Below are 23915 nucleotides of genomic sequence, written 5' to 3'. Positions count from 1 at the left end.
CTGCCGCAAGTCCTGGCCGCACTGCCCGCACTGTCCCTGGGCCCACCGGGCTTGGTAGGAGGCTTGCCTGCAAGGTTCAGAGCACCAGCGAAACGGGCGATTGCGTTCGACGACGGTGCCGCAGAAGGTGCAGGGCGAGGTGCGGACGGCGTGCCGGTGGGCGCCTTGAAGTGAGGGCGGGACGCGTTTCCGGCGGGCGATCATGCGGCAGCGGTCAGAACACCACCGTGCCGGCCGGCCCTTGACCGCCTGGGCGTCCAGGGGTTGGTGGCAGATGCCGCAGTGCGTGTCGATCAGGGCTCGCTGCAGGTCAGAAAGGGCGCGTCCCGTGACCGCGGCCAGTCTCTCGATCAGGGGAGGGCCGGTGGAGCCGGCCGCGCAGAGGCGGGAACGGAGAGCGGCAGGCGGCAGATGGTTCGCCTGTGCGAGTCGACGGATGTAAGCGTCGAGGGTGTCACCGTCGGCGGGGCGAACGTATATCGGCAGACGCGGGGGCGGGATGGTCATCGCTGCCTGGCGGGCTTCCGGGCGGGGCGGACGGACTCCGCCGCGTGATCCAGCGGGATTGCGTCGAGTCCCTCCTTGGTGACGCGCTCGCAGCCGTTGAGGATCGCATCGATGGCGGCGCCCCGAACGGCGTGGGACAGCGCCCCGATCATCCCGTTGGTGCGGTTGTGCAGGTAGCGGTCGAGTTTGACCAGACTGCCCGGTGGATGGTCGCCCAGGATTAGGGTCTCCTCCATGGTCGCGATCAATCCCTTCCACTCGTTGCCGTAGGGGAATGGGCCGGTGGGGACGAGGGTGAAGCGACCCGCGATCTGAGCACCTCGCGTGCCGACCAGCAGTTCACTGGTCTCCAAGCCGATCCCCGCATAGACGAAGGTGGCGGGGATGCGCTCGGAGAAGTACTTCAACGTGTCGGAGACCTCGGACCCCGCCTGGGTCCTCTGCGAGATGTTGTGAATCTCGTCGACCAGCACAAGCCCGGTGCGGGCATCGGTGCAGACCCCCACCACGGTCTCGATGATGTCGGTCATGTTCGACCTGGGGCGGACGGGCAGTCCCAGGAACCGGGCGAACTCTGCTGCAACCATGCGGGCGGTGGCAGCGGGCGGAACGGTGATGTAGAGGACCGGAATACGGTCGTCGATCTTCGGGTGACGTGCCCGGTCGAGAAGTTCGTGGGCGCGGCCGAGCTGGGCGATGGCGCTGGTCTTGCCCGTGCCCGGAAGGCCGGAGACCATCAGCCCTCGACGGGCACTGATCGCGTGTCGGTTCAGCAGGACCAGGCGACGGCCGCAGATCCGAGTCCTCTCGACGAACGACGTGGAGACCGTGAGCATCCGGGCGTGGTGGTCGAGGCGGTCCTCGTCGTAAAGGTCCCGCTCGGGCGGCGGCAGTCGCTGCAGTTTCCCTGGGGACAGGCGGACCGGCGGCGGGGGCGGGCCCTCGACCAATTTCCGCCAGCCGACCAGCGTAGTCAGCTGCCGGTTCGCTTCGGTGTCGGCCTCTCGAACTGTCGAGGGCCCGGCCGCCTCGTGAGGGGCAGTCACGTGCGCCGCCAGGGATCGGCGAGCGGGTCGAACAGGCCTAGCGGGATGACTTCGGCAAGCTCGGTGTCCGACGCGTCGCTGCCGTCGGGGTCGATGACTGGCGGGTCCGGGATCGGACGGTCGGTCGAGGTGGCGCGAGTGCGAGCGGCGACGCGCCGATCGCGCTTCGAGCGCTTGGCAGGACGGTCCTGTGCCGCACTCGGCCCGTCGTGGGCCCGCCGCAGCAGGGCCGCGGCCGCATCTGCGATCTGTTCTTCCGTGCCGCCGGGGACTTGGGTGCGAGCGTGGTCCCAGGCCAGCTCACCGAAGGGGACGCCGACGCGGTGCAAATGCTTCCAGAACACCGTGATCCATCGATCGCCGCGGGAGTCGCGCACCCAGATTCGAGACACGTCGTAGGGGTCGAAGTGGATTTCCCACAGGCCCTTCTTCGCCGTGGCCCCTGAGTGCTGGCGTCGCAGCGGGTTCAACTCCGGGCTGTCGTAGGTTCGGTGCTTGATGCGGATGCCGTAGGCGTTGATCGCCTGCCAGCGCTCGGGCAGCAGCTCGACGTAGTCCTCGCCGCCCAGCGGCACCGGGACGTAGCCGCAGGATTCGAGCAGCGTGGCGTACTTTTCGTTCGGCGAGAAGGCTTTGCCTGGTGCATCCGGATCGCGCAGGGAGTCATGGGCCCTGGTCTGCCAAACCGCGACGATCCACTCGTCGAGGAGGTTCTGAAGCTCGGGTAGCGACCACAGCGGCCCGTCTTCCAGACCCCGGCCGCGTCGGTCCGTTGTCGAGCCGGTGTATCCCGCGACGAACTGGGCGAACAGCGTGGCAACGGAGCCCAGGGTCTTCTCGATCGTGCCCTTGTCGGTCGGTGTCGCCTTGTGTGCTGGCTGCAGGTTGATGCCGAGATAGCGGCAGGACGCCCGGAAGGCGTGCGAGATGAACACGCTGCCGTGGTCGCAGACAATCGTCTCCGGCACGATCACCGGACGGGCGGCTGCATGTTCCAGTCGCTCGTCGATGTTCAGCAGCCGCCGATGCGGCAGCGCTGACCGGGACATTCGTAAGGCTTCCGCCCAGCCCGGACGCATCATCTCCGGTGTAACACTGCGAGCCAGCAACGCAGAGGCATCCGCGGCCTTCGTGGAGGGCCGCAACACCGCTGCGGTGATTGACCTGGTTGCGATGTCGACCATGGCTGTCAGTTCAACCTTCTCCTCAACACCGTCATCAAGCCGCACCAGCACGTCCATCGGTGTGGAGTCGATCTGCATCAGCTCGCCAGGTGCACTGGCTGGCACTTCGCCGAAGGGCCCCTCTGGCCGGGCCCTCACTGAGCGGCGGGTGCGGGCCGACCCGGTGGCGTGGGTGCCGGTGGCCAGCTTGTCGAACAGCCGGTAGAGCGTGGCCCGTGATGGCAGGTCGAGGTTGGCGCTCCCCTCTCGGCCGGAAAGGATCTGCTTGGTCCGCCAGATGATGAAGCCGATCGTCTTCGATGACGCGTCGGAGGTCTCGGAGATTGCTTGTCGCATGGCCTCCACCACGGCCGGGGAGACCTTGCGGAAGGCCTGCATCTGCTTCGCTGACCGGCCGTCCGCCAGTCCGACCAGCCCGTCTCGCTGGTAGCGCTGACGCCGCTGCTTGATGCCGCTGGCAGATACTCGGTGCCCGGCTGCCGTCAGCTCAGCAGCCTTGGTCTTCTCGCGCTGGGCCAGCGAGCACCGTTTGGGATCGAACTCCGGCCGGGGCCCGGCTCCTTTAGGGGCATCGGGTGGCAGGCCATGCAGGACTTCCAGGATGTGCCCCTCCCACCAGCGGGCCTGCTCGGCGGCAGCCTCGGGGTACTCCGCGATCCGAGACGTCGGCGGGACCCGCCTCTTCTTGGTCATCCCTCAACCTCACTGGTCAAGTGAATGATCGTGCGTGGCCCGAGTAGCTCAACCGCCATGTCTTCGACGGCCAACTCCTGGCGCCAGAGGAGGTGGAAGAGCACGGGTAGCGTCAACAGCCGATCTCCGGCCGCGTCCGATCCGGCCATCAGAGGTCCTGGAGTTGTGAAGACCTCCCGGAGTCTGGCGACCGCCGGGCCGTGCATGCAGCGTGGGTGCCGGTAGCGCGACAGCCATCGAATATTCGCGAGCAGAACCGTCTTTGGCGCCCCCAGCCGCGCGAATCGCCACCCGGCCTCGGCGCAGACCCGACGCGTCAACTCGAATGCCTCGGCATCCTTCGGCTCGATCCGCTCGTCCGCGCGGACGTCGACGACCATCGCCGAACCGTCCGCGCGGCGGACGAAGAAGTCTGGGGCATGTCGACGCTCCCGCCTGCCGTCATGCCAGTGCAGCCAGAAAGGCTGCGAGCCGATCCCCACCACGTGCGAATCGAAGTCCAACAGCAGCAGGCGGTCCCGCTCCAGCCACGACTCGAACCCCACATGCCGCCCCGTTGTCGCCGCCCAGTACCAGCCAGGGAAGTGACGCTCACCGCGCGACCAGCGGAATGCACGTACCGGGGCGACATCCTCGAACCGGCCTGTCACGCAGTCCCGAAGCGGACGCCGACGACGCCCGTGCACCGCGTCCATGTACGACAACTCGATACCGGGCCCTGCACTGCCTGCTCCCGCCGGTACGGCCATTCAGTACCCCCAGCTCACCCAGTCGCACGCCTAGGTTCGCTGAGACAGAAGCCCAAACGGCTCGGTTCGGTGAGAAAACGACTCGATTGAGTGAGACAGGACAGTCCCTCTCTCGGGAAGGGGTTGCCAGACGAACTCTTCCGATATATCGTTGACGCATCGCGACAGATCGACGATGGCGCGATAGATCACCTACAGAATCAAGATCACACAAGGAGTGATTCCTATGCGTTCCCACGGTTATGAACATGAGCACGGACGTGGAAAGTGCGGTCCCGGCCACGAGGGCCGGGGCGGCTTCGAAGGTCGGCGCGCCGCGTTCGGACCCTTCGGTCCCGGTTTCGGCGGTCCCGGCGGGCCCGGTGGCCCCTGGGGCGGGCGCGGTGGCCGAGGCGGTCCGCGGGGCAGGGCGCGGCGCGGTGACGTACGCGCGTCGATCCTGGCCCTCCTGAAGGACCGGCCGATGCACGGCTACGAGATGATCCAGGAGATCGCCGAGCGCAGCGGCGGGGCATGGAAGCCCAGCCCCGGTTCGGTCTACCCGACCCTCCAGCTCCTGGAGGACGAGGGCTTGATCAGCAGCGCGAGCGAGGGCGGCAAGAAGCTCTTCTCGCTCACCGAGGCCGGCACCACCGCGGCCGAGGAAGGTCCCGACGCGCCCTGGGAAGAGGCCGGGCGCGGGGTCGACTGGGAGACGCTGAACGAGATCCGCCAGGCCGGGTTCGGTCTGATGGAGGCGTTCGGCCAGGTCTGGAAGACCGGCAGCAAGGACCAGCGCGAGAAGGCCCTCACGGTCATCAACGACGCCCGCAAGAAGCTGTACCTGATCCTCGCCGATGAGGACTGAGGCGGCGGGGGTCGCCGACCCCCGGTGCCATTGAGGCGCCCCGCACTTACGTGTGGGGCGCCTCTTCGTGTGCGGGTGGGGGAGAGGGCTGAGGGTCGGGGGCTCAGGCGACCAGGTCCGCCAGCTTCCGCAGCGACTCGTTCAGCGCCGCCGTCGCCGAATCCTTCAGCTTGCCCGCCATCAAGGAGACCGCCGCGCCCGTGAAGTCGCCGTCGATGCGTACGGTCGTCGCGCCTCCCTCCGGGACGAGCGAATAGCGGGTGCCGACCGTGACGCCCATCGGGCCCTTGCCCCTGATGGCCAGCGTGCGCTCGCTCTCCAGCTCCTCGATCGTCCAGTTGACCTCGGCGGGGAATCCCATCAACTTCATGTTCTCCGCGAACGTGCCGCCCGTCTCCAGCGTGGTGGGCGCGCCCTGGGGGAAGCTCGTGTGCGTGGCGTTCCATTCGCCGTACGTGGAGAAGTCGGTGAGCTGGGACCAGACCTTCTCGGCGGGCGCCTCGATCCGTGCTTCCGCGCTGACTTCGGCCATGCGACGACCCCTTTTCGTTGGGCGCTGCGGCGGGGCGCAGCTGCGGTGTCGCGGAACGTAGCCGCAGGGCCCGGAACATTCAATACTGATGAACCGTCAGATGTGGTGCCGCATGATCCGGCGGTGCCGCTCATGAACCTGTCGGGTACTGTTGCCCTCCCCCGCGACGGACGCGGGAAGACGGACCAGGGAGGTGAGACCCATTACCGCTGTAGCAGGTAGGGCGCTTCCCCTTCGCGACCGCGCGGTCCACCCGGCATAGGTGATCGAGGTGACCGAGGGAGCCCCATCGGCATCCCGAGAGGTTCCTTTTTCCATGTCGGTTTCACCTTCGTCACCCATCGTCACCACGCTGCGCGCCGCCGGCTGTGTCTTCGCCGAGGACGAGGCGCGGCTGCTCGTCTCCACCGCGCGTGACCGCGCCGAACTCGCCGCCATGGTGGAGCGGCGCGTCACCGGTCAGCCGCTCGAACACGTGCTGGGCTGGGCCGAGTTCCGCGGCCTTCGGATCGCCGTGGACGCCGGGGTCTTCGTGCCCCGGCGGCGCACCGAATTCCTCGTACAGCAGGCCGCCGCCTTCGCCGGGCCGGGGGCGGTCGTCGTCGACCTGTGCTGCGGCTCCGGCGCGCTGGGTGCCGCGCTCGGCGCCGCGGTCGACCGGGTCGAACTGCATGCCGCCGACATCGACCCCGCCGCGGTGCGGTGCGCCCGGCGCAATGTCGCCGCCGTGGGGGGACAGGTGTACGAGGGCGATCTCTACGAGCCGCTTCCCGGCACCCTGCGGGGCCGTGTCGACATATTGCTGGCGAACGTCCCCTACGTACCCACCGAAGAGGTCGGTCTGCTGCCGCCCGAAGCCCGTATCCACGAGGCGCGGATGGCGCTCGACGGCGGTGCGGACGGTCTGGACGTCCTGCGGCGGGTGACCGCGGACGCGGCGCGGTGGCTGGCTCCCGGCGGGCGGCTGCTGTTCGAGACGAGTGAGCGGCAGGTGCCGTACGCCCTGGAAGCGGTCGCCGGCGGCGGTCTCGTGCCGCGGTCGGTGAGCGACGAGGAGATGTACGCGACGGTCGTCATCGGGACGCGGTCCGCGTAGTCGTCAGGTGGTCGGGGGCCGGATCAGCCGACCCTGCGTATCAGCGCGGCGTCGAACAGGTCGCACGCCCTGGGGAACGGGCCCTCGTCGTGGCAGTGCCAGGCATCCCAGAACAGGTCGGCGGGCAGTGCGTCATCGGGTGCGTACACCCGGTACACGTACTGCCTGCCGTCGACCGCCGGCAGCGCGACCATCCAGCACTCGCCCTCCATGCCCGGGAGACGAGTGACCGGTGGGCCGTGGTTGCGGTCCGGACGTGAAGGTCCGGGCGTGAAGGCCGTGGCCGCCGTCCGGGCCCGAATCAAGACGGCGCGCGCCCCTCGGGGGAAGAACTGCCGGATCTCATCCGCAAGGAGGAGAAGCCACACATGCGTGCCCAACCTGTGTCGGACGCGAAGATGCTTCCCGCCGCCGATGACACCGCTTTTGGGGGCTGGTGGGGTGGGAGATGTGCAAAGCCGTACCCCGCAGGGCGCCGAGCCCGGCCCGACCCGGGCAGAGACCGACCCACGCCTCAGCGCCGTCCTCGCGTCGGCGGTGGCAGGCGCGCGCCGGCGTGCGATGAGGGACGGGGACCGGCAGATCGACACCGCGCATCTGCTGCACTCGCTCATGGAGGCCGACCCCGATGTGCGGGCGACCCTCGACGACGGGGAGCAAGTGGTGCGGCTCTTCGGCTATCTCGTCCAGCGCAGCATCGGCTACGGCCTGCAGTGGCAGGGGACGGTCGAGGACTCCGGAGCGATGCCGCTGCTGCGGCCGGGTCACCCGGGGGCCGGGAAAGAGGCGGGCTGGTCGCCGTCCGCGGCCGCGGCCATGGAGGCGGCCGTCGAGCGGGCCGAACGGCGCGGCGGACGGCACGCCGTCGGCATCGATCTCCTCGCGGCTCTCGTCGCCGATGCCGACTGCCGTGCGGTCGAGGTCCTGCGGCGGGCGGGGGCGGACGAGCAGGTGATCGTCCGGCGCATCGAGGAGGACCCTTACGCCGGTACGTCCGTCGATCCGTACGCCGAGACGTCCGCCGATTGAGACAGGGTCTATCGGGGATGACGCTCATGACACGCCCTGCCATGATGTGCCCGTGCAAGCGTCTTCGGGGAATCAGACAGGCTCGCGGCTGAGCCGGGGCAGAGGCGTCGGGCTGGGGCTCGCCCTGGTGTCGGCGGTCGCCTTCGGCGGCTCGGGTGTCGCGGCCAAGCCGCTGATCGAGGCGGGTCTCGACCCGCTGCACGTGGTGTGGCTGCGGGTGGCGGGCGCCGCCCTGGTGATGCTGCCGGTCGCCTGGCGCCACCGCGGACTGCTGCTGCGCAGGCCCGCGCTGCTGCTCGGCTTCGGCCTGCTCGCCGTGGCCGGTGTCCAGGCCTGCTACTTCGCGGCGATCTCCCGCATCCCCGTCGGCGTCGCGCTCCTGGTCGAATACCTCGCGCCCGCGCTCGTCCTCGGCTGGGTGCGCTTCGTGCAGCGGCGGCCCGTGACGCGGGCGGCCGCGGTGGGCGTGGTGCTCGCGGTCGGCGGGCTCGCCTGTGTGGTCGAGGTGTGGGCCGGGCTGAGCTTCGACGCGGTGGGGCTGCTGCTCGCGCTGGGTGCCGCGTGCTGCCAGGTCGGCTACTTCGTCCTGTCCGACCAGGGCAGCGACGCCGGGGACGACGCTCCCGATCCGCTCGGCGTCATCGCGTACGGGCTGCTGATCGGCGCCGTGGTGCTCACCGTCGTGGCGCGGCCCTGGGGCATGGACTGGTCGGTGCTCGCGGGCAGCGCGGACATGGACGGTTCGGCCGTTCCCGCGTGGGTGCTCATCGGCTGGATCGTGCTCCTTGCGACCGTCGTGGCGTATGTCACCGGGGTGCTCTCGGTGCGCAGGCTCTCGCCGCAGGTGGCGGGGGTCGTGGCCTGTCTGGAGGCGGTCATCGCGACCGTGCTCGCCTGGGTCATGCTGGGCGAACACCTGTCGGCGCCGCAGATCGTCGGGGGCATCGTGGTCCTCGCGGGGGCGTTCATCGCCCAGTCGTCCACGCCCGCCAAGCCGCCGGGAGGGCCCGCGGCGGGCGGGATGCCGGGGGCCGAGGAACGGTTGTCGTCGACCGGCACCGCCGTCTAGGGTGATGATCATGCATTCACGCGCGCTCGTTCTTCCGCCCCCCGCCGCTTAGGCGCGGGCACCTCACGGATCACACCCGGCTGTCGCCGGGTGGAACGACGCTGCCCGCAGACGGAGCCAGGGACCTTCCTCTTCTTCTTTTCTGCGGAGAACTCACGTGTCTGATGTGTCGACTGCGTCGACGGCTGCCTCCGGCCTGTCCGTCGGGCGTGGCCTCCTCTATCTGATCGTCGCCGGTACGGCCTGGGGCACCGCCGGTGCCGCCGCCGCGCTGGTCTTCAATGCCAGCGACATGGGACCGGTCAGCCTGTCCTTCTGGCGCTGCGCGGGCGGCTTCGTGCTGCTGTTCGCCGTCCGTCTGGTGCGGGCGCGCCGACGCTCCGGGCAGGCCGCCGTGAGCGCGCCGCTGCGGCAGCGGCTGCCGCGGATCGTGGCGACCGGTGTGGCCCTCGCGGTGTTCCAGACCGCCTACTTCGCCGCCGTCGAGTCGACCGGACTCGCGGTCGGCACGGTGGTCACGATGGGCGCCGGACCCGTGCTCATCGCGCTCGGGGCGCGGTTCACCATGGGCGAGCGGCTCGGGGGCGGCGGGATCGTCGCCGTGGCCGGGGCCCTTGCCGGGCTCGTGGTGCTCGTCCTCGGCGGCGGCGACGCGAGCGTACGGCCCCCCGGGGTCGGGTGGGGGCTGCTCTCGGCGGCCGCGTACGCCACGATGACGCTGCTCACGCGGTGGTGGGGACGGGACGGGAGCGCCGACTCGTCCGATACGACGGTCTGGTCGTTCGCCGTGGTGTCCGTCTGCCTGCTGCCGCTCGCCGCGGTGGAGGGGCTTGTTCCGCATGCCGCGGATCCGGCGCGGATGGGTGTGTATCTGCTGTACATCGTGGTCATCCCGACGGCGGTCGCCTACGCCCTGTACTTCGCGGGTGCGGCGGTCATCCGGTCCGCGACCGTCTCCGTGATCACGCTCCTCGAGCCGTTGAGCGCGGCGGTTATCGCCGTGCTGTTGCTGGGGGAGGTGCTGACTGCGTCGACCGTGGTGGGCACCTTGCTGATGCTGGCGGCGGTTGCTGGCCTTGCGGCCTCGGAGGTCGTACTTGCCGGGCGGGGTGCGGTGCGCGTGCCGTCCTGAGGCTGCGGGTGTGTGGGGGCTGGTCGCGCAGTTCCCCGCGCCCCTTACGGGGCCTGGCGGCGGCGTAGTTGGTTGGCGTGGGCCGAGGTGTCGCGGGGGCCTTTGCGGTGGGTCAGGCCCGCTGCGATCTGGTCCTGGATCTCCTGTGGCTTGTGGTTGGCGTACTTGAACTTGGCTCGTACGTCTGTCACTTCGAGGCTCAGGGCGCGGATGCCGGAGAGCATGCGGCCGAACGGGGGCTCGCCCGGTGCCGCGGGGGCCGAGCCGCCGTCCGGCTGGAAGTGGGCGACCTGGCGGTTGAGGAGCTCGGCTTTCTCCGCCGGGTCGTCCACGATGCGGGCGGTGCAGCGCAGTTGGACGGCGGCGTAGAAGCTGGTCGGCACGCCGTGCTCGGGCGGGGTGTCCGGGGGCGCCTGCCAGGGGCCCGGCACGTACACATAGTCGTCTACCACGCTGAGCAGCACTTCGGGATCTGCTTCGAGCGCGGGCCACAGCGGGTTGGGGCGCGCCAGGTGGGTGATCACCCGGCCGTGCGCGCCGTGGCCCGGCTCGTAGGCGAAGTGGGCGGGTTGTACGTGCGGGGGCTCGCCGGGCAGGCCGTTGACCGCGAGCTGCCCGAAGTCGTGTGTCGCGAGCCACTGCTGCCACTCGGCGTCGGAGTGCGGGGCGTCCCAGGGGTGGATCAGCATCAGAGTTCGACGAGGTAGTCGGGGGTCTCGATGCCCGGGGCCAGGTCGGCGGACGGGACGAGGGGATCGTGGCCCTTGCGCAGCGGGACGACGCCGGCCCAGTGGGGCAGGTCGAGGTCCTCGGGGTCGTCGTTCGGACCGCCGGTGCGCACCTTGGCGGAGACCGCGGCGAGGTCGAGGCTCAGTACGGCGGTGGCCGCGAGCTCCTTCGCGTTCGCGGGGCGGGAGTCGGCGGAGCGGCCCGGCACGACATGGTCCACGAGCGCGTCGAGGGCCGTGCGCTTCTCCTCGGGGTCCGTGACCTGGTGGGCCGTGCCGTGGATGACCACGGAGCGGTAGTTGATCGAGTGGTGGAAGGCCGACCTGGCCAGGACGAGGCCGTCGACGTGCGTGACGGTCAGACAGACCGCGAGGCCGGGGTCCTCCTCCTGCTGACGGGCGTCACCGGCCATCCGCAGTGGCCGGGAACCCGTCGAGCCGTGCACGTACAGACGCTCGCCCACCCGGCCGTACAGCGTCGGCAGGACGACGGGCGCTCCGTCGCGCACGAAGCCGAGGTGGCAGACGTAGGCCTCGTCGAGTATCGCGTGCACCAACTCCTGGTCGTACGCAACCCTGTCCCGCCCGCGTGTGGGGACGGTGAGGTCGGTCGGCGCGTACGCGGCGGTGTCGGCGGCGGTCTCGATGCCGGACTCGGATGCGACGCTCATTGCCTTCTCCATTGCACTAGTGCATAATCTGGTTTGTGCTAGGAGAGTATCGGATCGAAGGCCGGCGCGCAGCCGAGATCGCCGCCAGCGTGGAGTGCGCGGTGGGGGACGGTGACCTGGAGCCGGGCCAACTTCTTCCGCCCATGCGGGAGTTGGCCGTACAGCTCGGAGTGAATCCCAATACGGTGGCCGCCGCCTATCGCACGCTGCGGGAACGCGGAGTCATCGAGACCTCGGGGCGGCGCGGCAGTCGCGTACGCCCCAAGCCCGCCACGACGGCGCGCGAGCAGATCCGGGTGGACGTGCCCGCCGGTGTGCGGGACGTGTCGAACGGCAATCCGGACACGGCGCTGCTCCCCGCGCTCGCCGGGGCGTTCGCGGCGGCGGCCGCGGAGGGCGACCGGCATCCCGTGCTGTACGGGGAAGAGGCCGTCGACCCCGAAATGACCCGCCACGCGCGCGTGGCCCTCGACGAGGACGGCGTGCCGGACGGCCCGGTCGCCGTCACCTCCGGGTCCCTCGACGCCATCGAGCGGGTCCTGGCCGCGCATCTCAAGCCCGGCGACGCGGTGGCGGTGGAGGACCCCGGCTGGGGCAGCCTGCTCGCCCTGATGCCGGTGCTCGGACTGCGTACGGTGCCCGTGGGGGTCGACGACGACGGGCCGCTGCCCGCCGACGTCGAGCGGGCGCTGAGCGGCGGTGTCCGGGCGCTCGTCGTCACCGACCGCGCCCAGAACCCGACCGGCGCCGCGATCAGCGCCCCACGCGCGCGTGCCCTGCGCAAGGTGCTCTCCGCGCACAAGGACGTGCTGCTCGTCGAGGACGACCACGGCCACGCCATCGTCGATCTGCCGCTGCATCCCCTGGCCGGCGTGACCCGCAGCTGGGCCTTCGTCCGCTCCACGGCCAAGGCGTACGGCCCCGACCTGCGGCTCGCCCTGCTCACCGGGGACGCCGTGACCGTCGACCGCGTCCAGGGGCGTCAGCGGCTCGGCCCCGGCTGGGTGAGCCATCTGTCGCAGCGTGCCGTGGTGCGACTGTGGAAGGACGGCGCGGTCGACCCGGCCGAGGTGGCGGCGTCGTACGGCAAGCGGCGTGACGCCCTGATCGCGGCGCTCGCCGAGCGGGGCATCACCGCCCACGGGCGCAGCGGCATGAACGTATGGGTGCCGGTGCCGGACGAGACCGGCGCGGTCGCCAGGCTGCTGCACGCCGGGTGGGCGGTGGCTCCGGGTGCGCGTTTCCGGATCAGCGCGCGGCCGGGGGTGCGGATCACGGTGTCGACGCTGGGGGCCGGTGACATCGAGGCGGTGGCGGACGCCGTCGCCTCCGCCACCGGGCCCGCTCCGGCGCGGCGCTACGAGTGAGCGGGGCGTCCGCGGTCGCGTGGCCGGGACTGGGTGAGGGCCGCGCCCGCCAGGACGATCACCGCGCCGACCGGTGTCGACCAGCTCAGGGACTCGCCGAGCATGGCGACGCCCGCGGCGGTGGCGATGACCGGGACGAAGTAGGTGACCATCTGGGCCGTCGTCGGTCCGACCTCGGCGACGAGACCGTACTGGATGAGGAAGGCGAGCCCGGTGCCGACGGCACCCAGTGCCACGATCGCGAGGAGCGGCACGACCGGGAAGTGCGTGGGGAGGGAGGTGAACAGCGGGGTGACCACGGCCAGTTCGGCGGTCGCGACCAGCAGCTGGGCGCCGGTCAGCGAGAGGTTCGAGTGGCCCGAGCCGGCCAGAGTACGGCGTACGTAGATCCAGCCGATCGGGTAGCTCAGCGAGGCGAGGAGCGCAAGCGCCGTGCCGCCGAGGTCCACGCCGTTGAAGCCCTGCCAGGCGCCGAGCACCGTGAGCACTCCGATGAAGCCGATGCCGAGCCCCGCGACCCTGCGCCGCGTCGGCCGGTCCTCGGAGAGCGCGACCACGGAGAGCGCCATGCCCCACAGGGGCGAGGCCGCGTTGCAGATGCCGGCCAGCGTGGAGGGGATCGTCAGCTCCGCGTACGCGAACAGCGAGAACGGCAGGGCGTTGAGGAACAGCGCCGCGACCGCGAGATGCGCCCACGTCCGTGCCCCGCGCGGCAGCCGCTCGCGCTTGACCACGAGGACGGCCGCGACGACCGCGGTGCCGAACACCAGGCGGCCCAGGGTGACCTGGAACGGTGCGTAGCCCTCCGTGCCCACCTTGATCAGCAGGAAGCTGAAGCCCCAGATCAGCGAGAGGACGCCGAAGCGCAGACGCCAGCCGAGAGCGCGGCGCCCCTTCGGGTCGGCGGGGGCGGGCGAGGGTGCGTTCGCGGGTGCGGGCGAAGGGGCGGCGAGGGAGCCCTGAGGGGTGCGGGTGACGCTCATGTACGTCACCTTGGAGCAGAGCAACGTCGTAGAACAAGCAAATTAAACTGCCCAGTATCGCGTAGCATTGCTTACATGTTGAACCTGGAGCGGCTGCGCACCCTCGACGCACTGGCCCGGCACGGCTCGGTCAGCGGCGCGGCCGCCGGGCTGCACGTCACGACGTCGGCGGTCTCCCAGCAGATGACCAAGCTGGAGCGCGAGGTGGGCCAGCAGCTCCTCGCCAAGAACGGCAGGGGAGTGCGCCTCACCGATGCCGGACGGCTGCTCGCCGAGCACGCCGCGCGCATCCTCTCCCAGGTGGAGCTCGCGCAGTCGGACCTGGAGGAGCAGCGCGGCAAGGCTGTCGGCGAGCTGCGGATCTCCGCGTTCCCCACGGCGATGCGCGGCCTGCTGCCCGCCACGCTCGGCGCCCTGCGGACCGGGCACCCCGGACTGCGCGTCCGCTCCCAGGAGCTCGAGCCGCAGTCGGCGGTGGCCGCCGTGCTGCGCGGCGATCTCGACATGGCGGTCGTCCTCGACTGGTACAACAAGCCGCTGCCGATGCCCGAAGGACTCGTGAAAGCGCCCCTCCTCGACGACCCCGCCGACGTCGCCATGCCCGCGGCGCACCCCCTCGCCGACCGCGCCGAGGTGGACCTGGAGGAGTTCGCCGACGACGAGTGGATCACCTGGGCGGAGGGGGAGTTCTGCCACGAGTGGCTGATGTTCACGCTGCGCGCCAAGGGCATCGAGCCGCGGATCGCGCACCGCGCGGAGGAGCACCATACCCAGCTCGCCCTCGTGGCCGCGGGGCTCGGGGTGTGCGTGGCGCCCCAGTTGGGGCGTGATCCGATGCCGGCCGGGGTGCGGACGGTTCCGGTGCGGCATCGGGTGCACCGTCATGTGTACGTGGTGTGGCGCGCGGACGCGGACCGCCGGCCCTCGATCAGGGCGGTGGTCGAAGCGCTTCAGGAGGCGGGGGCGGGGCCGCGCCAGCTTTCGGGGAGCGGCCTGTGACTCGGGGTGCGTCTTCGGTTCAGGGGCGCGACTGCAGGTCCGCCAGCTTCCGGAAGTCCCAGGACGCGATCGCGTCGGGCGTGAGCCGGATCCACGCGTGCTTCCCGTCGTAGGGCATCGTGTCCATCCCGAAGTACTTCTGGGCGAAAAGCCGCTCAGGGGCTTCGAGTTCGGGGAAGGGCTCGCCCACGCGCGGCGACTCGGCGACGAACTCCGCCGTCCCGGACAGCTCCACGCCCCGCAGCTCGGTGTACTCGACGCCGGAGTCGATCACCACGGCCACCCGCTGGTCCTTCCGGAGGTCCGCCCAGCGCCTGCTGCGGGTGATCGAGAACAGCCACAGAGACGTGCCGTCCCAGGCGAACCAGAGGGCGCTGACGTGCGGGGCGCCGTCGCCGGACACGGTCGCGACCCGGCAGGTGCGCTCCGTGGCGAGGAACGCGTCGAGCTCGTCCGGCGACATCATGATCTTGCGGCCCCGGCGCTGTGTGACGGCCATCGGTCCTCCCGCGACATGTGGAAAAGATGGGCGCGCGCACTGATCTGACTAAGCGTCAGATCAGTGCGTCAGGAAAGCATGCGGTCTCTTCCGCCCTGACGCAATGGCCGCTAACCTCCGCGCATCCCGACTCGGACAGGGGGAGCCATGCCGTCGCACGAACAGCTCAGGGAACTCCTCGATCCCGCCACCACCGTACTGATGACCGTCGAGTGCCAGCAGGGCGTGGTGGGCACGGAGAGCGCGCTGCCCGAACTCGCCGACGTGGCACGCTCTTCGGGCTGCCTCGCCAATGTCGCGCGGCTCGTCTCCGCCGCCCACCAGGCCGGGGTGCAGGTCCTGCACGCCGTCGCCGAACGGCGGCCCGACGGGCGCGGCGCCAACCGCAACGCCCGCCTCTTCCGCGCCGCGGGCAAGCTGCCCGTGCAGCAGCTCTCCGGCACCAAGGCGGTGCGGATCGCGCCGCCCATCGAGGTGGCCGACGAGGACTTCGTCGTACGGCGGCTGCACGGGCTCTCGCCCCTCGCGGGCACCGACGTCGATCCGCTGCTGCGCAACTTCGGGTGCCGCACCCTGATCGTGACCGGTGTGTCGGCGAACGTGGCGATACCGAACGCCGTCTTCGACGCCGTGAACCTCGGCTACACCGCCGTCGTGCCGACGGACGCCATCGCGGGAGTCCCCTCCGACTATGCACCCGCGATGATCCGCAACACGCTCGCCCTGGTGGCCACCATCGCCACCACCGAGGACATCCTCGGCGGCTGGAAGCGCCCCCGGCCCATGTGAGCTAGGCCAGTTTGATCGAGTCCCCGTCCACGGTGATCTCGGCGGCGGGCAGCGGTTTCGGAGCCGGTGACGCCTTCACGCTCCCGTCGGCGATGGCGAACTTGCTGCCGTGACACGGGCAGTTGATGGTGCCGCCCTCGACGCTGGTCACCGGACACTGCTTATGGGTGCAGCGGTTCGAGAAGGCCTTGAACTCGCCCTCCGTCGGCTGCGTCACCACCACCCCCGCATCCTTGAAGATCTTGCCGCCGCCCACCGGGATCTCGGACGTCTTGGCGAGCACGGCCCCGGCGGCACCACCGCCTGCCTCCTCGGAGCCGCCGGTGTCGTCGGGCTTCTTCTGGTCCGCGGCCGGGTCGGAGCCGTAACCGTCGTCGCTCTCGCCGCCGCAGGCCACCAGGGCGGCGGCCAGACTGACGACGCCCGCCGCCGCGACGACCGAACGGCGGGACGGCGCGGGCAGATGTTCCTTCGAAATGGTCATGTCTGGTGGTACGAGGCCGCGCGCCGCTGTGTTCAAATGCTCAAGCACTTCTTGCGCGAGCCCCGTTCGCACCGGCATTAACCTGGGGCAATGCTCACCGAAGTCACCGCGGTCCGCTACGTCACGCCCTTGCGCGAGGGCGGATCGCTCCCCGGCCTCGTCGAGGCCGTCGACGGCCGGGGAACGTACGCGCCGTACGTCATGAAGTTCACCGGGGCCGGACAGGGCCGCAAGACGCTGGTGGCGGAGGTGATCTGCGGGCAGCTTGCGCGCGCCCTCGGATTCCGGATGCCGGGCCTGACGACGGTCGGGCTCGATCCTGTGCTCGGCCTCGGCGAGCCCGATCAGCAGGTGCAGGAACTGCTCAAGTCCAGCGGCGGGACCAATCTCGGCATGGAGTACCTCTCCGGGGCGCTCGGCTTCGACTCGCTCGCGTTCGACGTCGATCCGGCCGAGGCGGGCCGCATCGTGTGGTTCGACGCGCTGATCAACAACGTGGACCGCTCCTGGCGCAACCCGAACATGCTCGTCGCGGGCGGCGAGCTGTGGCTCATCGACCACGGCGCGAGCATGATCTGGCACCACAACTGGCGCACCGCCGAGACCGCCGCCGCCAAGCCGTACGACGCCTCCGACCACGCCCTCGCCCCGTTCGGCCCCGATGTCGCGTCGGCAGCCGCCGAGCTCGCCCCGCTCGTCACCGAGGATCTGCTCGCCGCCGCCGCGGCAGACGTGGCCGACGCGTGGCTCGTGGACGAACCGGGCTTCGAGAGCCCCGACGCCGTGCGCCGCGCCTATGTGGCGGCACTGCTGCCGCGGGCCAAGACCATCCATGAACGGATCCAGCTGCCCGAGCCGCAGCGGAAGGGCGCCGCCTCGTGACCGGGCAGTCGATCCAGCGGGACGTCTTCGAGTACGCCTTGGTGCGCGTCGTGCCGCGGGTGGAGCGCGGGGAGCAGTTCAACGCGGGCGTGGTGGTCTACTGCCGGGCCAAGTCCTTCGTGGCCGCGCGTACGCATCTGGACGTAGCCAAGCTGCGCGCGCTGGACCCCGAAGCCGACCTCGGGGGCATCAGGGCCGCGCTCGGCGCCGTCGAGCGGATCTGCGCGGGCGGCGAAGCCGCCGGTCAGGCCGAGCGGGACGATGCCGGGCGGCGCTTCCGGTGGCTGATCGCGCCGCGCTCGACCGTCGTACAGCCGGGGCCGGTGCATACGGGCCTCACAGCGGATCCTGCCGCAGAGGTGGACCGACTCCTCGACCTCCTGGTGAGGTAAAGAATCACAGCCCCCTGTACGCCGTTGACACCGGGTGCCAGGGCTTCTAGCGTCTCGTTCAGCTGAAGGTACTAAGCGGTCGCTCACCATCGGGGCGTACCGTAGAGCCGCATCCCAAGGGCGAGGAGAACCAGCATGTCCACCACTGAGCAGCGCGTCGCGGTCGTGACCGGAGCAGCGCGAGGCATCGGCGCGGCGACCGCCGTACGTCTGGCCGCCGAAGGCCGCGCCGTCGCGGTGATCGACCTCGACGAGGCCGCCTGCAAGGACACCGTCGCGCAGATCACCGCTGCCGGTGGCAAGGCGATCGCCGTCGGCTGCGACGTGTCCGACGAGGCTCAGGTCGAGGCGGCCATCGCCCGGATCGCCGATGAGCTCGGCGCGCCCACGATCCTCGTGAACAACGCCGGTGTGCTCCGCGACAACCTCCTCTTCAAGATGAGCGCGAGCGACTGGGACACGGTCATGAACGTCCACCTGCGCGGTGCGTTCCTGATGTCCCGCGCGATCCAGAAGCACATGGTGGACGCCAAGTTCGGCCGGATCGTCAACCTCTCCTCGTCCTCCGCGCTCGGCAACCGCGGCCAGGTCAACTACGCGGCGGCCAAGGCGGGCCTCCAGGGCTTCACCAAAACCCTGGCCAAGGAGCTCGGCAAGTTCGGCGTCACCGCCAACTCCGTGGCCCCCGGCTTCATCGTCACGGAGATGACCAAGGCCACCGCCGACCGCGTCGGCATGGGCTTCGAGGACTTCCAGGCCGCTGCCGCCACGCAGATCCCGGTGCAGCGGGTCGGACGCCCCGAGGACATCGCCAACGCCATCGCCTTCTTCACGGGCGACGCCGCGGGCTTCGTGTCCGGCCAGGTCATGTACGTGGCCGGCGGCCCGCTCAACTAGTTCTGTTCCCGGAGGGATGCGGAGATGACTGTGCAGGACAGCGGAAAGGCCGCGCTCGTCACGGGCGCGAGCCGGGGCATCGGCTACGGCGTCGCGGAGGCGCTCGTCGCCCGCGGTGACCGTGTGTGCATCACGGGACGCAACGAGGACGCGCTCAAGGAGGCCGTGGAGAAGCTCGGCTCCGACCGCGTCATCGGCGTCGCGGGCAAGGCCCACGACGAGGCCCACCAGGCGATCGCCGTCGAGCGCGCCATGGAGGCGTTCGGACGGGTCGACTTCTTGATCAACAATGCCGGCACGAACCCGGTGTTCGGGCCGATGGCGGAGCTCGACCTCAATGTGGCGCGCAAGGTCTTCGAGACGAACGTGATCTCGGCGCTCGGCTTCGCCCAGCAGACCTGGAAGGCCTGGCAGAGCGAGAACGGCGGTGCGATCGTGAACATCGCGTCCGTCGCGGGCGTCTCTCCCTCGCCGTTCATCGGCGCGTACGGCATGAGCAAGGCCGCCATGGTCAACCTCAGCCTGCAGCTCGCACACGAGTTCGCGCCCAAGGTGCGGGTCAACTCGATCGCCCCCGCCGTGGTCAAGACCCAGTTCGCCAAGGCGCTGTACGAGGGCCGCGAGGAGGAGGCCGCCGCCGCGTACCCCCTGGGGCGGCTCGGTGTGCCCGAGGACATCGGGGGCGCGGCCGCGTTCCTCACCTCCAGCCAGTCCGACTGGGTCACGGGCCAGACACTCGTGGTCGATGGCGGCATCTTCCTCAATGCGGGCGTCGGCTGACGAAGGCCCGGCAATCGCCAGGTACGCCCCTCAAAAGGGACGTACACCCGCATGAAGTGCCCCGTCGGCGCCGCAAGTTGGCTCGGCGGGGCATTGCGGTAGGGTCTGCCGACCCATGGCATGGCCGATCGAGGAGCGTGCGCGTGTTCAGTGAAGTTCGACTGGTGGCGGCGGCGGGTCTGCGTGGCCTGGCCGGGCTGCCCCGCCGGGGCCTGCGGCCGGCCGCGGCGCTGGTGTCGATTTCCCTCATCTCGGGATGTGGCGTCCTTTCGTCGGACGATTCCGACGAGGAGCAGCAGATCACCGTCGGCACGATGAGTGCTCCCAGTACTCTCGATCCGGCGGCCGCCTGGGACAGCTCCTGGGAGCTGTACCGCAACGTCTTCCAGACGCTCCTGAGCTTCCCCAGCGGGGCGGCCGAGCCGGAGCCCGACGCGGCCGAGTCCTGCAAGTTCACCGACGGGTCGAACCAGGTCTTCACCTGTGAGCTGCGCGAGGACCTGAAGTTCTCCGACGGCCACGAGATGAACGCGCAGGCGGTCAAGTACACCTTCGACCGGATGCGGCGCATCGACGTGAAGGGCGGTCCCGCGGGGCTGCTCGGATCGCTCGACTCGGTCGAGACCAAGGGCGACCGGACGGTTACGTTCCGCCTGAAGAAGCCGGACGCCACCTTCCCGTTCGTGCTCTCCACGCCCGCCATGTCGATCGTCGATCCCGGTGAGTACCCCGCGGACAAGCTCCGCGAGGGCTCCACGATCGCGGGCTCGGGGCCCTACGCCCTGAAGTCGTACCAGGCCGGCGAGCGGGCGGAGCTGGTCAAGAACACCAACTACAAGGGCGCGGCCGAGCGCAAGAACGACGCCGTCACCATCCGTTACTTCAAGAAGTCGACCGCCATGGTGGAGGCTCTGCGGGACAAGCAGATCGATGTCACCTTCCGCGGGCTCGCCTCCCAGGACGTCGTCGACATGCAGGCCAACAAGAACGCGCGCGAGGGCATCCAGCTCGTCGAAGGCGCGGGCACCGAGATCCGCTACCTGGTGTTCAACCCCGATGACCCCTGGGCCAGGAAGAAGCCGGTCCGCCAGGCGTTCGCCCAGGTCATCGACCGCCCCGCCATCGCGCACAAGATCTACCAGGACACGGTGGAACCGCTGTACTCGATGGTCCCCCAGGGGCTCACCGGGCACGGCACCGGCTTCTTCGACGACTACGGAAACCCCAGCGACTCCAAGGCCGCGGACATCCTGAAGCGCGCGGGCATCAACGAGCCGGTGCCGCTCACCCTCTGGTACACGACCGACCGCTACGGCTCGGCGACCGAGGGAGAGTTCAAGGAGATCAGGCGGCAGCTCGAGGCCTCGGGACTCTTCAAGATCACGATCAAGGGCCGTCCCTGGACCGAGTTCGACGCGGGCACCAAGAAGCGCGAGTACCCGGTCTTCGGCCGCGGCTGGTTCCCCGACTTCCCCGACGCGGAGAACTTCATCGCACCGTTCATCGGCGAGAAGAACGTGCTCAACACGCCTTACCCGTCGCGGGAGATCACCGACGAGGTGCTGCCGCGCTCGCGCCGTGAGGCCGACCGCGGAGCGGTGGCCGACGACTTCGAGCAGGCCCAGAAGGTCCTCGTCGACGACGCCAGGCTGCTGCCGCTGTGGCAGGGCAAGCAGTACATCATGGCGAGCGAGGAGATCGCGGGCGGCGAACGCGCCCTCGACCCGTCGGCGATCATGATGATGTGGGAGCTGGAGCGCAAGACCAGCTGGTAGCGGGAGACCGCGGGCAGCGGGGCTGATTGTCAGTGGCCGCCGGTAGGTTCAGTGGTGAGAAGTGACCGCACACCGGAGGTTGTTGACGTGACGGACCCCTTGAACGCAGCCATGCTGCCCGCGTCCTGGCGCGGAGTCCTCGGCGAGGAGCTGCAGAAGCCCTATTTCAAGGAGCTCACCGAGTTCGTCGAGGAAGAGCGGGAGAAGGGCCCCGTCTACCCTCCGCGTGACGAAGTGTTCGCCGCGCTCGACGCGACTCCGTACGACCAGGTCAAGGTCCTCGTCCTCGGCCAGGATCCGTACCACGGCGAGGGACAGGGCCACGGCCTGTGCTTCTCCGTGCGGCCCGGTGTGAAGACCCCGCCCTCCTTGCGCAACATCTACAAGGAGATGAAGGAGGAGCTCGGCCACCCCGTGCCGGACAACGGCTATCTGATGCCGTGGGCCCGGCAGGGCGTCCTGCTCCTGAACGCGGTGCTCACCGTCCGCGCCGGAGAGGCCAATTCCCACAAGGCCAAGGGCTGGGAGAAGTTCACGGACGCCGTGATCCGCGCCGTTGCCGACCGCCCTGACCCCGCCGTCTTCGTCCTGTGGGGCAATTACGCCCAGAAGAAGCTTCCGCTGATCGACGAGGAGCGGCACGCGGTCGTGAAGGGCGCGCACCCCTCGCCGCTCTCCGCGAAGAAGTTCTTCGGCTCGCGCCCCTTCACACAGATCGACGAAGCGGTGGCGGCGCAGGGGCACGAGCCGATCGACTGGCGCATCCCGGACCTCGGCTGAGCTCGGCCGGACGCGCCGCCGCGGTCCTCCGTGACGGCTGAGCCGTGCGGGCCGGCCCGGACTGTCACCGGGCTGGCCCAGCGGCGCGCGCGGGCGCCTCGCGGCCGATCGCGCCTGACTGTGATTGTCGGTGGGTGCGGCTAGCGTCGAGAGCGGTGGGCACGTTGGGCACGTTGGGCTTACGAGTGTGGAGGACCCGTGGCGGAGCAGCAGGAGCAGGCGGCGTCAGACGCCGTGATGACCCGGATCGGGCAGGCGGTCATGCTGCACCACGGGGGCGACCGCGAGGAGGCGCAGGGGCGCTTCCTCGGCCTGTGGTCGGAGATCGGCCAGGAGGGCGACCCGCTGCACCGCTGCACGCTCGCGCACTACATGGCGGACACCCAGGAGGATCCCTCGGACGAACTGGCCTGGGATCTGCGGGCGTTGTCGGCGGCGGACGAGCTCACGGACGAGCGCCTGCACGAACACCACGACTCGATCGCCGTCCGCGGCTTCTACCCCTCCCTGCACCTCAACCTCGCCGCGGACTACGCCAAGCTGAACCGCCCCGAGGCGGCCCGCAACCACCTCAGGCGGGCGCGTGAGGTGGTCGGGGCATTGGGCGACGACGGGTACGGCGACGGTATCCGGGCGGCCATCGCGCGGCTTGAGCTGCGGCTGGGGGAGGGCAGCGAGGTGGAGTGAGAGTGGAGTGAGAGTGGAGTGAGACGGGGGTCGGGGGGTCGGTCGGTCCGGGGGCGGCCGGCTCAGTGCCCGTAGGCGTTGTCGCAGATGACGGACTCGGGGCTGCCGGGCTGCCAGCCGCCGTACTGCTTGCCGAGGGCGCAGAGGTCCGCGTTCGTGGGCGCGGCGGTGGGGAGCGCGGGTGGTTCGGCGGCCACGGGCCGCTGACCGTGGCGGTGCGGGGGCGGGGTGGAGCGCTGCGGGGGTCTCGCCGTGCGGGACGGCACGGCGGAGATGCTCGGCGCGGTGCCGGTGGCGCGGGGGGCCGGGTCGCGGGGCGGTCCGATCAGTTCGAGCGCCTCGCGGGCGGGGGCTTCCACGACGCGCGGGCGGGAACTGCCGTCGGGGCGGGGTGCCGGGGGCGGGGCGCTCGCTGCGGACGGTCCCGGCGCGGGGTGCCGCTCGACGCTCACACAGCCGGAGAGGGCGGAGACCGCCACGGAGGCCAGGAGTGTGGCGGCGGTGGTCGTGGTTCGGTGCATTCGCGCAACTCTGAGGCCAGGAGGGTGCTTTCGGCGAGGGAACGGGAGGAAGTTGGTCCGCATGAGTGAGGGCGCCTCTGGCCGGCGGGGGAGCGGGGGGCTTGCTGTGCCGCCGTTTCGCGGCGGATTTTTCCCGCCCCTCCAGCGGACCTTTCCCGCCCACCCACCCGATCGCCCCGCGTTCACGTCTCGTCCAGCATCCCCCGCAGCAGTTCCCGGACTCCGGACCGCAGAGCCTTCTGGTCCGGGGGGCGTGTGTGGTGGGAGCCTGCCGCGCACGTGAACAGGAGGCCCTCGCACCATGCCACCAGGGACAGTGCGTGCCGTTCGGGTTCCGGTGAGCCCATGGCGTGCATCAGGGCCACCAGCGGCTCCCTGAACCGGGCTCCCGCCGCGTCGTAGACGGCGCGCAGCTCGGGCCTGCGGGTTGCCTCAAGGGCCAGTTCGTAGCGGGAGACCAGGAGCAGGCGGTGGTCGCCCGTGAGGTAGCGGTGCAGGGCCAGGGCGAGCGCGGTGATCACGGGCTCGCGGTTCTCCGGGCCTGCGGCCGGGAGGCCGCGCAGCTCGGCGGGGGCAAGCACCGCGCCCTCGCGCTCCGCCAGCCTGCTCACCGCCGCCTCCAGGAGGGCGAGCCGGGTACGCGCGTGGTTCGACGTAGAGCCCTGCGGGAGCCCCGCGGCCTCGTCCACGGCCCGGTGCGTCAGCCCCCGCATCCCGCGCTCGGCGAGCAGGGAGAGCGCCGCGTCGGCGATCAGTTCGCTGCGGGTCGGACCCGCGCTGAGTCTGCGTACGGACAT

Annotated in this window: 27 protein-coding genes; 15 read left to right on the top strand and 12 right to left on the bottom strand. The window is 70.4% G+C overall.

The window, feature by feature from the left end; genetic code table 11:
• Positions 1 to 503: 503 nt before the first annotated feature.
• The 3 genes from ABZ906_RS38640 to ABZ906_RS38630 all read right to left on the bottom strand — a co-directional run bounded on the left by ABZ906_RS38640 (position 504) and on the right by ABZ906_RS38630 (position 4179).
• Positions 504 to 1457 (bottom strand): TniB family NTP-binding protein, encoded by a 954-nt coding sequence (locus ABZ906_RS38640; protein WP_361390722.1) that lies wholly within the window; start codon positions 1455 to 1457, stop codon positions 504 to 506.
• A 92-nt stretch (positions 1458 to 1549) separates the two neighbouring features.
• Positions 1550 to 3430, bottom strand: coding sequence for a Mu transposase C-terminal domain-containing protein (locus ABZ906_RS38635; RefSeq protein ID WP_361390720.1), 1881 nt, complete (start codon positions 3428 to 3430; stop codon positions 1550 to 1552).
• Positions 3427 to 4179: a TnsA-like heteromeric transposase endonuclease subunit gene (locus ABZ906_RS38630; protein ID WP_361390718.1), complete on the bottom strand. Its 753-nt coding sequence runs from the start codon at positions 4177 to 4179 to the stop codon at positions 3427 to 3429. The genes ABZ906_RS38635 and ABZ906_RS38630 overlap by 4 nt, the downstream gene beginning before the upstream one ends.
• Positions 4180 to 4405: 226 nt before the next feature.
• Between ABZ906_RS38630 and ABZ906_RS38625 the strand changes: the two genes are divergently transcribed.
• Positions 4406 to 5026, top strand: a complete 621-nt coding sequence (locus ABZ906_RS38625; RefSeq protein ID WP_361195361.1) for a PadR family transcriptional regulator — start codon at positions 4406 to 4408, stop codon at positions 5024 to 5026.
• 103 nt (positions 5027 to 5129) lie between these two features.
• Here ABZ906_RS38625 and ABZ906_RS38620 read toward each other — a convergent pair whose 3' ends face one another.
• Positions 5130 to 5558 (bottom strand): SRPBCC family protein, encoded by a 429-nt coding sequence (locus ABZ906_RS38620; RefSeq protein ID WP_361390716.1) that lies wholly within the window; start codon positions 5556 to 5558, stop codon positions 5130 to 5132.
• Positions 5559 to 5874: 316 nt separating this feature from the next.
• Here ABZ906_RS38620 and ABZ906_RS38615 point away from each other — a divergent pair, with 316 nt between their 5' ends.
• Positions 5875 to 6654 carry a putative protein N(5)-glutamine methyltransferase gene (locus ABZ906_RS38615; protein WP_361390714.1) on the top strand — a complete coding sequence of 260 codons (780 nt, stop codon included), beginning with the start codon at positions 5875 to 5877 and terminating at the stop codon, positions 6652 to 6654.
• Between the two features lie 23 nt (positions 6655 to 6677).
• Here ABZ906_RS38615 and ABZ906_RS38610 read toward each other — a convergent pair whose 3' ends face one another.
• Positions 6678 to 6866, bottom strand: coding sequence for a hypothetical protein (locus ABZ906_RS38610; RefSeq protein WP_361195367.1), 189 nt, complete (start codon positions 6864 to 6866; stop codon positions 6678 to 6680).
• A gap of 238 nt (positions 6867 to 7104) precedes the next feature.
• Here ABZ906_RS38610 and ABZ906_RS38605 point away from each other — a divergent pair, with 238 nt between their 5' ends.
• From ABZ906_RS38605 to ABZ906_RS38595, 3 genes are all read left to right on the top strand, one after another.
• Positions 7105 to 7683, top strand: a complete 579-nt coding sequence (locus ABZ906_RS38605; RefSeq protein WP_361390712.1) for a Clp protease N-terminal domain-containing protein — start codon at positions 7105 to 7107, stop codon at positions 7681 to 7683.
• A gap of 46 nt (positions 7684 to 7729) precedes the next feature.
• Positions 7730 to 8752, top strand: coding sequence for an EamA family transporter (locus ABZ906_RS38600; protein WP_361195371.1), 1023 nt, complete (start codon positions 7730 to 7732; stop codon positions 8750 to 8752).
• A 157-nt stretch (positions 8753 to 8909) separates the two neighbouring features.
• A complete protein-coding gene (locus tag ABZ906_RS38595) occupies positions 8910 to 9884 on the top strand; it encodes a DMT family transporter (protein ID WP_361195373.1) in 975 nt (324 codons plus the stop codon).
• Between the two features lie 44 nt (positions 9885 to 9928).
• Here the strand turns inward: ABZ906_RS38595 and ABZ906_RS38590 are convergent, their stop codons facing one another.
• Together ABZ906_RS38590 and ABZ906_RS38585 are read right to left on the bottom strand one after the other, a co-directional pair.
• On the bottom strand, positions 9929 to 10573 hold the full coding sequence (locus ABZ906_RS38590; protein WP_361195375.1) for an FMN-binding negative transcriptional regulator: 645 nt from the start codon (positions 10571 to 10573) through the stop codon (positions 9929 to 9931).
• On the bottom strand, positions 10573 to 11283 hold the full coding sequence (locus ABZ906_RS38585) for a pyridoxamine 5'-phosphate oxidase family protein (RefSeq protein ID WP_361390710.1): 711 nt from the start codon (positions 11281 to 11283) through the stop codon (positions 10573 to 10575). The genes ABZ906_RS38590 and ABZ906_RS38585 overlap by 1 nt, the downstream gene beginning before the upstream one ends.
• A gap of 35 nt (positions 11284 to 11318) precedes the next feature.
• Here ABZ906_RS38585 and ABZ906_RS38580 point away from each other — a divergent pair, with 35 nt between their 5' ends.
• Entirely contained in the window at positions 11319 to 12650 is a 1332-nt protein-coding gene (locus ABZ906_RS38580) for an aminotransferase class I/II-fold pyridoxal phosphate-dependent enzyme (RefSeq protein ID WP_361390708.1), read from the top strand.
• Here ABZ906_RS38580 and ABZ906_RS38575 read toward each other — a convergent pair.
• On the bottom strand, positions 12641 to 13633 hold the full coding sequence (locus tag ABZ906_RS38575) for a DMT family transporter (protein WP_361390706.1): 993 nt from the start codon (positions 13631 to 13633) through the stop codon (positions 12641 to 12643). The genes ABZ906_RS38580 and ABZ906_RS38575 overlap by 10 nt on opposite strands.
• A gap of 75 nt (positions 13634 to 13708) precedes the next feature.
• Here ABZ906_RS38575 and ABZ906_RS38570 point away from each other — a divergent pair, with 75 nt between their 5' ends.
• The gene (locus ABZ906_RS38570; RefSeq protein ID WP_361390703.1) at positions 13709 to 14632 is read left to right on the top strand and encodes a LysR family transcriptional regulator; all 924 of its coding nucleotides are present in this window, start codon (positions 13709 to 13711) and stop codon (positions 14630 to 14632) included.
• A gap of 19 nt (positions 14633 to 14651) precedes the next feature.
• Here the strand turns inward: ABZ906_RS38570 and ABZ906_RS38565 are convergent, their stop codons facing one another.
• Positions 14652 to 15131: a pyridoxamine 5'-phosphate oxidase family protein gene (locus ABZ906_RS38565; protein ID WP_361390701.1), complete on the bottom strand. Its 480-nt coding sequence runs from the start codon at positions 15129 to 15131 to the stop codon at positions 14652 to 14654.
• Between the two features lie 147 nt (positions 15132 to 15278).
• On the opposite strand from ABZ906_RS38565, the gene ABZ906_RS38560 reads away from it, so the two are divergent.
• A complete protein-coding gene (locus ABZ906_RS38560; RefSeq protein WP_361390699.1) occupies positions 15279 to 15920 on the top strand; it encodes a cysteine hydrolase in 642 nt (213 codons plus the stop codon).
• 1 nt (position 15921) lies between these two features.
• On the opposite strand, the gene ABZ906_RS38555 is transcribed toward ABZ906_RS38560, so the two are convergent.
• Entirely contained in the window at positions 15922 to 16404 is a 483-nt protein-coding gene (locus ABZ906_RS38555; protein ID WP_361195389.1) for a Rieske (2Fe-2S) protein, read from the bottom strand.
• A gap of 90 nt (positions 16405 to 16494) precedes the next feature.
• On the opposite strand from ABZ906_RS38555, the gene ABZ906_RS38550 reads away from it, so the two are divergent.
• The 7 genes from ABZ906_RS38550 to ABZ906_RS38520 all read left to right on the top strand — a co-directional run bounded on the left by ABZ906_RS38550 (position 16495) and on the right by ABZ906_RS38520 (position 22597).
• On the top strand, positions 16495 to 17286 hold the full coding sequence (locus tag ABZ906_RS38550) for a HipA family kinase (RefSeq protein ID WP_361390697.1): 792 nt from the start codon (positions 16495 to 16497) through the stop codon (positions 17284 to 17286).
• The gene (locus ABZ906_RS38545) at positions 17283 to 17678 is read left to right on the top strand and encodes a DUF3037 domain-containing protein (protein WP_361195393.1); all 396 of its coding nucleotides are present in this window, start codon (positions 17283 to 17285) and stop codon (positions 17676 to 17678) included. The genes ABZ906_RS38550 and ABZ906_RS38545 overlap by 4 nt, the downstream gene beginning before the upstream one ends.
• A gap of 135 nt (positions 17679 to 17813) precedes the next feature.
• Positions 17814 to 18575, top strand: coding sequence for a 3-oxoacyl-ACP reductase FabG (fabG, locus tag ABZ906_RS38540; RefSeq protein ID WP_361195395.1), 762 nt, complete (start codon positions 17814 to 17816; stop codon positions 18573 to 18575).
• Positions 18576 to 18599: 24 nt separating this feature from the next.
• Positions 18600 to 19355, top strand: coding sequence for an SDR family oxidoreductase (locus tag ABZ906_RS38535; RefSeq protein WP_361195397.1), 756 nt, complete (start codon positions 18600 to 18602; stop codon positions 19353 to 19355).
• Between the two features lie 188 nt (positions 19356 to 19543).
• Entirely contained in the window at positions 19544 to 21130 is a 1587-nt protein-coding gene (locus tag ABZ906_RS38530; protein ID WP_361390752.1) for an ABC transporter substrate-binding protein, read from the top strand.
• A 111-nt stretch (positions 21131 to 21241) separates the two neighbouring features.
• Complete coding sequence (ung, locus tag ABZ906_RS38525; protein WP_361195656.1) at positions 21242 to 21910, top strand: uracil-DNA glycosylase; 669 nt, start codon at positions 21242 to 21244, stop codon at positions 21908 to 21910.
• A gap of 198 nt (positions 21911 to 22108) precedes the next feature.
• Complete coding sequence (locus ABZ906_RS38520) at positions 22109 to 22597, top strand: hypothetical protein (RefSeq protein ID WP_361390695.1); 489 nt, start codon at positions 22109 to 22111, stop codon at positions 22595 to 22597.
• A 62-nt stretch (positions 22598 to 22659) separates the two neighbouring features.
• Here ABZ906_RS38520 and ABZ906_RS38515 read toward each other — a convergent pair whose 3' ends face one another.
• Together ABZ906_RS38515 and ABZ906_RS38510 are read right to left on the bottom strand one after the other, a co-directional pair.
• Positions 22660 to 23118, bottom strand: coding sequence for a hypothetical protein (locus tag ABZ906_RS38515; RefSeq protein ID WP_361195401.1), 459 nt, complete (start codon positions 23116 to 23118; stop codon positions 22660 to 22662).
• A 182-nt stretch (positions 23119 to 23300) separates the two neighbouring features.
• Positions 23301 to 23915 (bottom strand): TetR family transcriptional regulator, encoded by a 615-nt coding sequence (locus tag ABZ906_RS38510; RefSeq protein ID WP_361390693.1) that lies wholly within the window; start codon positions 23913 to 23915, stop codon positions 23301 to 23303.

It is taken from the genome of Streptomyces sp. NPDC046925, from assembly GCF_040644915.1.
Lineage (GTDB): Bacteria > Actinomycetota > Actinomycetes > Streptomycetales > Streptomycetaceae > Streptomyces.
The sequence above is the reverse complement of the archived record's forward strand: the minus strand, read 5'-3'. Positions and strand labels throughout refer to the sequence as shown.